Origin of the sequence: Methanocalculus sp. (assembly GCF_030651615.1) — an archaeon.
Taxonomy (GTDB): domain Archaea; phylum Halobacteriota; class Methanomicrobia; order Methanomicrobiales; family Methanocorpusculaceae; genus Methanocalculus.
On sequence record NZ_JAUSCG010000042.1, the window covers coordinates 1 to 9,144 of the forward strand.

At 49.3% G+C, this 9,144-nt stretch carries 5 protein-coding genes; 2 read left to right on the forward strand and 3 right to left on the reverse strand.

Annotation, left to right across the window (positions count from 1 at the left end; all coding sequences use genetic code 11):
* The 3 genes from Q7V06_RS01595 to Q7V06_RS01605 all read right to left on the reverse strand — a co-directional run.
* Positions 1 to 3,049 (reverse strand): PAS domain S-box protein (locus Q7V06_RS01595; protein WP_304837077.1); only part of this gene is annotated, 3,049 nt, incomplete at its 3' end.
* A 104-nt stretch (positions 3,050 to 3,153) separates the two neighbouring features.
* Positions 3,154 to 4,419, reverse strand: a complete 1,266-nt coding sequence (locus tag Q7V06_RS01600) for a C45 family peptidase (RefSeq protein WP_304837080.1) — start codon at positions 4,417 to 4,419, stop codon at positions 3,154 to 3,156.
* Between the two features lie 164 nt (positions 4,420 to 4,583).
* Positions 4,584 to 5,078, reverse strand: a complete 495-nt coding sequence (locus Q7V06_RS01605) for a GyrI-like domain-containing protein (protein WP_304837082.1) — start codon at positions 5,076 to 5,078, stop codon at positions 4,584 to 4,586.
* Between the two features lie 209 nt (positions 5,079 to 5,287).
* Between Q7V06_RS01605 and Q7V06_RS01610 the strand changes: the two genes are divergently transcribed.
* Together Q7V06_RS01610 and Q7V06_RS01615 are read left to right on the forward strand one after the other, a co-directional pair.
* Positions 5,288 to 7,171 carry a PAS domain S-box protein gene (locus tag Q7V06_RS01610; protein WP_304837084.1) on the forward strand — a complete coding sequence of 628 codons (1,884 nt, stop codon included), beginning with the start codon at positions 5,288 to 5,290 and terminating at the stop codon, positions 7,169 to 7,171.
* Positions 7,172 to 7,347: 176 nt separating this feature from the next.
* Positions 7,348 to 8,937 (forward strand): PAS domain-containing protein, encoded by a 1,590-nt coding sequence (locus tag Q7V06_RS01615; RefSeq protein WP_304837087.1) that lies wholly within the window; start codon positions 7,348 to 7,350, stop codon positions 8,935 to 8,937.
* The last annotated feature ends 207 nt before the right edge of the window (positions 8,938 to 9,144 follow it).

The window sequence follows — 9,144 nt, forward strand, 5'->3', positions numbered from 1 at the left end:
CGCAGAGGCGTTGGATGATTGGCAACTCCCCGTCATTGATCGACTCTGTCAAAGAGATGATCGCAAGCCAGACGGGCATCTGCACACCGAGGTTCTCATACTGGCGGGTGAACTCGATCTGCCGCTCAATGGATTTGACAGACTTCTCAATATCATCAAGATATCTATCCTCCTTCCGGTTCACATCCTCCTCTCTCTTCAGCCAGATATACCCGTCGATCGCCATGATCTTGTTCAGGATATCATGGCGGGTGACACCGGAGAGGATCTGGAGTTTCTTATTGGCGGCTTGCAACGCTCTCTCTTCCTTCTTGCGCTCGGTGATATCGATGCAGGAGCCCATCATGGCGATTGGAGTGGCTGAAGCGTCACGGACAAGGCTTGTAGCAAGTTCAACGATGATCTCTGATCCATCCATTCTTGTTCCCACAACCTCGCCTGACCACCTGCCTGTCTCCAGTATTGCATCGGCTATCTTTCGTCCTCTCTCCTCTGTTGTCCATAAGGAGAGAATGGGTTTGCCGAGTACCTCATTGATATCCGATGCCCCCCACATTGCAAGGAACGCGGGGTTCGCATAGGTGATTCTTCCCTTTAGATCGGTGATGGTAAGGCCGTTCAGTGAAGCATGAATGGCTGCGTCCTTTAGAATAAGCCGTTCTTCTGCGATTTTCCGTTCGGTGATGTCCCGTGACACTCCGATAATCCCTGTGGGCCGGCCCTCCTGATCCCTGAGGAACCTGACAGTATTTTCAACACGTATCGTTGTTCCATCTTTCCGGTACTTCTCAAACTCAATTGGGATCATCCTGTCCGGATCGCCCTCTCCTGTTGATTCAAGCATCATCTCCTCGGAAAACTGCTTCTGTACTGAAATAAATGACTCCGGTGTCAGCATCTCACGTAAGGACTGTCCCATCACCTCCTCCGGGGTAAACCCCCGCATCTTCAGAACAGATGGGCTGATGTACTGGATGCGGAGATTAAGGTCAGCGATCCATATTGTATCTGCGGTATTGTCTGCGATGAGCCGGTACTTCTCCTCGCTCTCCCTGAGTGCCTTATCCATCTCTCTCCGTCTGGTGATATCATGGAGAACTTCGATGATCAGCTCAACTTCCCCGTTCTCATCAAGGACCGGGTTGCTCGTGCATTCCATGAACATTCCGAGCTCCGGGATATACCGCTCGACTGTCTCCTGTTTCCTGGATATGACTGCCCGCGAGGTGGCACAGTTCTCACAGGGGCTGCTCCGCCCGATGATCTCATAACACCTTCTCCCCTTGATCTCATCAGGAGTCAGGCCGAGGATCTCATAGCCTGCTTTGTTGTACCTGAGGATGGTATGATCGGGAAGCTGAAGGCCGACGATGTCGGGGATGCCATCCAGCATCGCTCCGATAAGCCGGTTATTCCTCTCCGCTTCCTGCTCAGCACTCTTCTGATCTGTGACATCACGGCCGACGATGAGTATCGCAGTGGCCTTCCCCTCGCTGTCACGGAGGAAGGTCATGGTATTATTCACCCAGATTGTTGATCCGTCCTTTCGGTATGTCTCAAGATCAAGGCTGACAACACCAACAGGTTCTCCGGCAGCCTCACGTTCCAGTGCCTCCCGGAATATCTGCATGGCATTCATCAGAGACTCCGGTGCCAGCACCTCTTGCAGAGACTGGGTAACAGCCTCCCCGACCGTGAAGCCCCGCAATGATTCAACCGAAGGGCTGACATAGGTAAACCTGAGCGAGAGATCCAGAATCGAGATCGTCTCGGTCATATTCTCGGTGATCAGCCGGTACATCCGTTCACTCTTCTGTAATGCCTTTTCAGCCTCCTTCCGCTCGGTGATATCGGTATGGGTTCCAAGGATGCGCAGAGTCCTCCCCTCTCTATCACGGCTGACGATCTTTCCCCTGGCAAGGATCCATCTCCATCCCCCGTCTTTTCTCCTCATCCGAAACTCAAGCCGGAAACCTTCCTTCCCCTCCCGGATATGGGTATGGATGTATTCTTCGGATCGATCGATATCATCGGGGTGAATGAGCGACCTCCAGGTTGCATACGATTGCGGCATCTCACCTGGTTCATATCCAAGCATTGTGTACCAGCGTGGGCTGAAGAAGGCGTTCCCGTTGGCAATATCCCAGTCCCAGATTCCGTCATTGGCAGCATCCAGTGTGAGCCTGTAGCGTTCTTCGCTCTCTTTGAGTGCCTCTTCAAAACGCCTCTGCTCTGTGATGTCACGGATGGATTCGATTGCCCCGACAACATCTCCCACTTCATTGTACAGTGGGGATGCCTTCCCCGCGAGAATAGCATATCTGCCCAGAGGTCGTGGCAGTGATGTCTCTGCAATGAGTATATCCCGATCTCTTTTGACGGATGCATACCTGGACTGCAATAGCTCGTCATCAGTCATTGATACGAGATCGATCAGCATCGGGCGGCGTTCACCATAAAAGGGAACTGCATATTCAAAATCACCTCTCCCGATCATATCCTTCGCAGGAACACCGGTCATCTCCTCAATTGCCTGGTTCCATGCGATCACAATGCCATCAGCATCGATAGCGAATGTGGGATCGGGGAGGAACTGGATGATATCATAGAGCCGTTTTTCAGTCTCTTTTGCCAGCCTTTCAGCCATTTTATGGCTGACGGCTGCGCGAATCATATTGGAGAGTTCGGCAAACTGGGACTTCGAATCGCCGCCCTTCTGGAGGTAGAAGTCCGCACCGCTGTTCAGCGCCTCGATCACCACCTCTTCCCGCCCCTTTCCGGTGAAGATGATGAACGGAATTGTATTGCCCGACTGCCTCAGGTATTTGAGAAACGCGATCCCATCCATCCCCGGCATCTGGTAATCTGAGACGATCGCATCAAAACGGTCTTCGTCACTGAGCCGGATTGCCTCTTTTGCACCTCCCGCTGTTGTGACGGTGATATCACCGCCCCGCTCAAGGAAGAGTTTTCCTATCTCAAGGAGTGCAGGCTCGTCATCGACATACAGAACGGAGATTGGCAGTTCTCCGTTTCGGGTGGACTTCATTTACTGTATGGTGATCATTGAAGTTGAAAATACCTTCTCCGTGATAACGGTCTGAATAGGGATCAGGTAAGAAGGGATTATCGATGAGTAAAAAAATGAAGGGTCTATTGCCTAAGAAGTTCAGCTAATGGAACCTCTTCCCAGTCAGCATAATCGATTGCATGCAACCAGACCGTTCTGCTCTCCGGAACTGCAATCACCTGATAGACAGTTCCGTCATGCCATGCACCTCCGCTCTCCATCGGCACCCCTAAAAAATCCTTCATCAGCGATGGGGTGAATAACCCCTTATACTCCCAAGACCCGGCGAGACTGAGGAGATTGTCATAACGGGGATCTTCCTCAGATGAGCGGGGAGGCTGCACTTTTCCCTCCCATTCCTGTGGATAGGGGGGTATAAAATGATTTACCGCAATAACAAGGCCATCATCCTCGGGATTTCGTACCCTGGCATCAAAGGTTGCCCTCTCCAGAGAGACCGCACCATCAGGGTCTGCGATTTGCAGTATATAGGAGATATCTGCCGGAGTATTCTTCAGCATATCAACCGCTTCTGTGACATTGCGGCTTTCTGTTAAGACGGTGACCAGAAATGATGATGTATCTTCGCGACCTGCTGGATAGTTTTTATCCGAAAATTCTCCGTTATTCAGTTCTATGAAAAGACCATCACTATTCATTCCGGTCTCAAGATACACATTTCCGAGAGGATGGATGTTTGCAACAGAATACCGCTCATCCGGGCAATAGACGACCACCGAGAGATATTTCATATACTTTTTCATCGCCTCCCTGTTGATATCCCAGTTGCGTCCAAATATCAGTCTTCCGTCCTCAGTATATCCATCCCATACAGCAATCCCACTACATGCACCCGGAGGCGTATCTCCAAGAATTGCGTCCGTGAGCAGGGCCACTCCTGCATTTGTTATCAGCACCTCATCCATCGTCATACCGGAGGTCAGGCTGATCCCCTCAAGCAAATCCTTCAGTCCGGGCGAATACCCTTCATACATCTCTCCTGAAACCGAATGCTGCATCTCTTTGGAAACTCCACGAGCGGAGATGTCTGCTACAATTTCGTCATGGAAAAGACGGAGTTCATCGTTCATAAGGCCACCATACTGTCGCCCCATCTCCATCCATGAACCTGACAGATGCAGGACCCAGTAGCGATCTGTTTTGGTTCGAAAGGCCCGTCCACCCTCAAAATCACGGATGAATATGAGTCCACCCTCACCCTGTACACCCTCTTCTGAGACCTCCTGCTGGTCAGACCCACCTTTTGAATACGCGTTATCAATACAGCCTGCTGTGATGGAGAGGAGCAGAGCAAGGAGAAGGAGAGATGGTATAATCCGAATGTTCATAGTTCATAATAATGCAGTCATCATACAAAAATCTCATCGCCACATATCTCTGACGAATCGTCAGTACTACTCATAAATGGTTTTACACCGTTATTTTGAAAAAAAGAGGCGATTTTCCTGTCCACTTCATCTCAGGAAGATGAGAGGCACGCTCTCATTTCCCCTTATTTGATGGCCATACATATCTCAACACAATGGTGTTTCTCGGGGTCATCTTCAGGGTTCTTCCGGTATATCTCATATCCTGGCCGTGAGACATCCATCTCCAGATTATTGTGCATCATCCACTCGCCTACCGTACTCCATGCAGGACCATACTCCTCTGCTCCTGATAGCTCCGCATACATGACGACATACTTTCCTCCGGGAAGCTGTTTCTTGTGTACTTCTCCTTCAGTAGTCAGATCAGCATCATCGGTGATGGTCATGCAGACATCAACCCTCAGTTCTTCCGGAGGAGTAGTATCCGGGTCGTTGTAATAGGCAGATAATAACAGAGTGTCCGGTCCAAACAAATGCAACGGTGCCGCAAAGTCACAGAGTGTCTGAAATAAGCCTTCAAAGACCTTGGTATTTCCAAGATAATTGCCGACAAATGAGACATATGCAACAGTTCGCTCTTCAATCATTTTTACTTCCGGTTCTTCAACAATCTTCACGCAAACCACCTGTAAAGGTTTTATTTCACTCCTTGAATTTTTATGAATATAAAGTCCGTACCGCATGGTGCGAAAGTGTTTGGTTTGCTCGTACTGCTGAAGAGAGAGATGAGTCTTCTCTTTCCCTCTTAGACAGAGCCATTTCCGTCGTCCGTTCTGTTATTCTGTGAGACCAAAACAATTATCGTCTCAGAGTCTAATTTCTCCAAATGTCATCTGCCGGGTCACCGGTATCTCTTCTTCTCTATGTCGATGATGAGCCTGCACTCCTTGAGATAGGCAAGATCTATCTTGAGATGGGTACGGAATTTGTCGTTGATACAGCCTGTTCCGCTCCTGAGGCACTTGCCCTCCTCGAATCAAAATCCTATGATGCAATTATATCAGACTACCAGATGCCGGGGATGAATGGGATAGAACTGTTGAAAAGGGTCAGATCCGTTGGTAAGCAGATCCCCTTCATCATCTTCACCGGCAAAGGCAGGGAGGAGGTCATCATTGAGGCCTTAAACAATGGGGCTGACTTCTATCTCCAGAAGGGTGGTAACCCAAAGGCTCTCTATACCGAACTGGTTCACTTCACAAGGCAGTCCATCCAGATGAGGCAGATGCAGTTGACCTTTGATGAGCAGCAGCAGCGCATCCATGACCTTCAGAATGCAACCGATATGATTCAGAGTGTGGGACCAGATGGTCATTTCTTTTATGTAAACAAGAGGTGGCTTGAGATACTTGGGTATCAGGAGGAGGATATTTTCGCCATCACCCTCTTTGATATCATCCATGAGGAGAGCCTCGACCATTGTATGGAGCTCTTCAAACGGGTGATGGCTGGAGAGACTGTCGGTACCATCGAGGCGATCTTCAGGCGATCCGATGGTGCGAAGGTGTATGTTGAGGGGATCGTCAACTGCAAACTGGTTGATGGCAAGCCACAGTATACGAGGGGGCTCTTCAAGGATATCACCGGGCGGAGGGTGACAGAGTATGAGCTTCGGAACAAGAACCAGGAGCTTAATAAAGCCAATGAAGAGCTGATCGCTACACACAACGATCTCCGTGCCAGTGAAGAGAAGTTCAGGGCTCTGGTCGATAATTCACTCGATGGTATTCTGATTATAGACTTCTCTGGAAAACTCCTCTTTGTGAACAAGGCTGCAGGTACCCTTGTTGATGTGGTGGACTATCACGGGGTCATTGGTTCTGGGAATGTTATGGAGTACATCGCACCGGAGTCACAGGAAGATGTTCTTATGGATTTCCGTCAGGTTGCAGCGGGAAACGACTCATATCCCGCCAACTATACGCTCATAACTGCTTTGAAAAGGGAGATATGGGTTGAGAGTGTCGTCAGAAGGATTCGTTTTGGTGATTCTGACGCAATTCTTATCTCAATCCGGGATATCACCGAACGAAAAAAGGCTGAAGATGCGATACGGCAGGTGAATAAGAAGCTGAACCTCCTGACCGGTATCACCCGCCATGATATCAATAACCAGCTTCTTATTCTGAATGGCTATGTTGACCTGCTGGAGAGTAAGCTCTCCGATCAGTTATATGAACGATACTTCCTGGGGATTACGAAGGCAAGCGATCAGATCACCGCGATGATCGGGTTCACCAAAGAATATGAGATGATCGGAGTACAGGCGCCTGTCTGGCTGAATCAAAGAGATCTCATCACCAATGCCGGGGAAGGGGCAGCACTTGGGACGATCAGACTTCAGAACGATCTCCCCGAAGAGATCGAAGTCTTTGCAGACCCACTCATCACCAAAGTATTCTTCAATCTGATCGACAATGCGATTCGGCACGGGGGAGGCCTGACCCGGATTCGGTTCTCACTCAAAGAGGGTGATGACGGAGTGTTCATCGTCTGTGAGGATGATGGTGCTGGGATCCCTATTGAAGATAAGGAGATAATATTCAACCGGGGGTATGGCAGGAATACCGGATATGGACTTGCCCTCTCCCGTGAGATCCTTGATATCACCGGCATCACCATCAAGGAGACCGGTGTTTTTGGAAGAGGAGCACGTTTTGAGATCCAGGTTCCAAAGGGCCATCTCAGATCGACCCCGATGACGAATTGAGGGGTATTTTAGGGTATTGTTCCCACGAATCCGAGGTGAATCCCTGAATATCCGGCAAGTACGTATGGTGCTACCAGGTTTTGACCGGCACCATTGAAGAAACCAGAGCCGCGGATACCTGTCACCTATTCCTCGGGAAGGGAATTATTATCTTCTTAACCCTCCTTAGACCAGATATGGCGATCCCGGGAGGTCTCTCCCCTCTGCTCGATGCTTTATTGAAGAGGGAGATGCACCTCCCACTCGATCCCCGGCTGGCACTCGTTTTGGTCCTCGGTACGACCGCACTGAGTATTGTTCTAAGCATATTCTTACTCTCTTCCGGCCTCTCTGATATTGCTCAAATCCTCTTCTTTATCCCGATTATTCTTGCCTGTGTCTTTTATCTCCGGCAGGGGCTCATCTTTTCAATCATCCTGTCACTTCTGTATCTTATCATCCTTATCTCCAATGCAGGGGTTGATCAGCTCTTCAACGGAGCTATCCGTGTTCTGGTCTTCATCATCGTCGGGGCTGTGGTGACGTTTCTGACAGAGGAGTGGATGGTCACAGAGCGGGGGCTTCGGGCACGGACCCTGGAACTCAAAGAGATAAACGAGATCCTCCAAAAGAGGAACGATCAGCTGCTCGCATTGGAAGCCGAGATGCAAGCATACCGTGAAGATATACAACGGATGCAGCGAGAACTCCTTGAGACAAATGATTTCCTGAACAACCTCATATCTTATACAAATGCTCCGATTGTCGTATGGGGTGCGGATTATCGAATTACCCGGTTCAACAAAGCCTTCGAACGACTCTCGGGCATTCCGGTTGAAGAGGCGATAGGATCCGATCTCAGCATCCTCTTCCAGCCCGATACCTGTTACTCTGCGATGGAACTTATCCAGGCTGCGAGTTCCGGAACATCCTGGGATGCGCGAGAGATCCCTATACGGACACGAAAGAGTGATGTCAGGGCAATCCTCTGGAACTCTTCAAACATCCTTGCAGGTGACGGAAAGACGGTGATTGCGACGATCGCCCAGGGTCAGGATATTACTGACTGGAAGAAGACAGAAGCAGCACTTGACAGCGCGAACAAAAAGCTCGAGATACTCACACACCTTACACGCAATGATGTAAAAAAAATTGTACTATTATTGATCATAACCGTCGCAACCTACATCTTCCTGCACGATTTCGTCTTCAGAATAGTTCAGGGCGGACTCACGGTTGATAATATATTCTTTGGAATTGCAGGGTTGCTCTGTGGCATTCTTGCAGTTGGAATTGCCCTGAATACTGTTATAAAGGCCCTGCTGAAGGTGATGAACAAGAGAGGAATGGGGGTTTTATTACAACAGCCGGTCTGTAGGGAGACTGATACAGGGACAGATGAAAATGCCCCCTATATTAGCCAGCTTATTCGAAAGACCGAGGACAGCGCTCTTGGGAGGATCATCATCTATCTGATAATTGCAGAGTTTGGCATCTTCTCATCCAGAACTCTTGCTGCATCAACATCTGAGGCAGGAATGACGTTCTTCATCATATTTATGGGAGCGTGTTTTATTTTTATCCGCCTTGTCTACACTGATTATATCATCGGTTTAAAACACTTTGGTGTAGTATTCCTCCTTGGATTCCTCCTCTCTCTCTTACTTGGGCATTTCTGGGGGGGAATACCACTTGAAACTCTCATCTCTCTGGAGTACTTCGGTTCAGAGGCTCTTGTCGCCCTTATAACGGGGATCTCTCTCAGCCTGTTTATGTCCAGCAAGTGAGGGATGACTTTTTCAGGCTTTCATGTCGTATCATTCACGAAATGAGCAGGTTTTGAGATCCGACTCCCCACCACCATCCTAATATAATTTAGATGATAAAATACGGCTCTTTGTGGGATTGAGTGGCTTTCGCACCTTTTGATGCCTCCTGATCAGACTCCACACGCCATCCACCTCTTTGCACCTTCATCTCAAATCTTGCCCCCT

Excerpts from the sequence above, each read along its gene's own strand:
- Q7V06_RS01600 (WP_304837080.1), bottom strand. The coding sequence starts at position 4,419 with ATGAACATTCGGATTATACCATCTCTCCTTCTCCTTGCTCTGCTCCTC.
- Q7V06_RS01610 (WP_304837084.1), top strand. The coding sequence starts at position 5,288 with ATGTCATCTGCCGGGTCACCGGTATCTCTTCTTCTCTATGTCGATGAT.
- Q7V06_RS01615 (WP_304837087.1), top strand. The coding sequence starts at position 7,348 with ATGGCGATCCCGGGAGGTCTCTCCCCTCTGCTCGATGCTTTATTGAAG.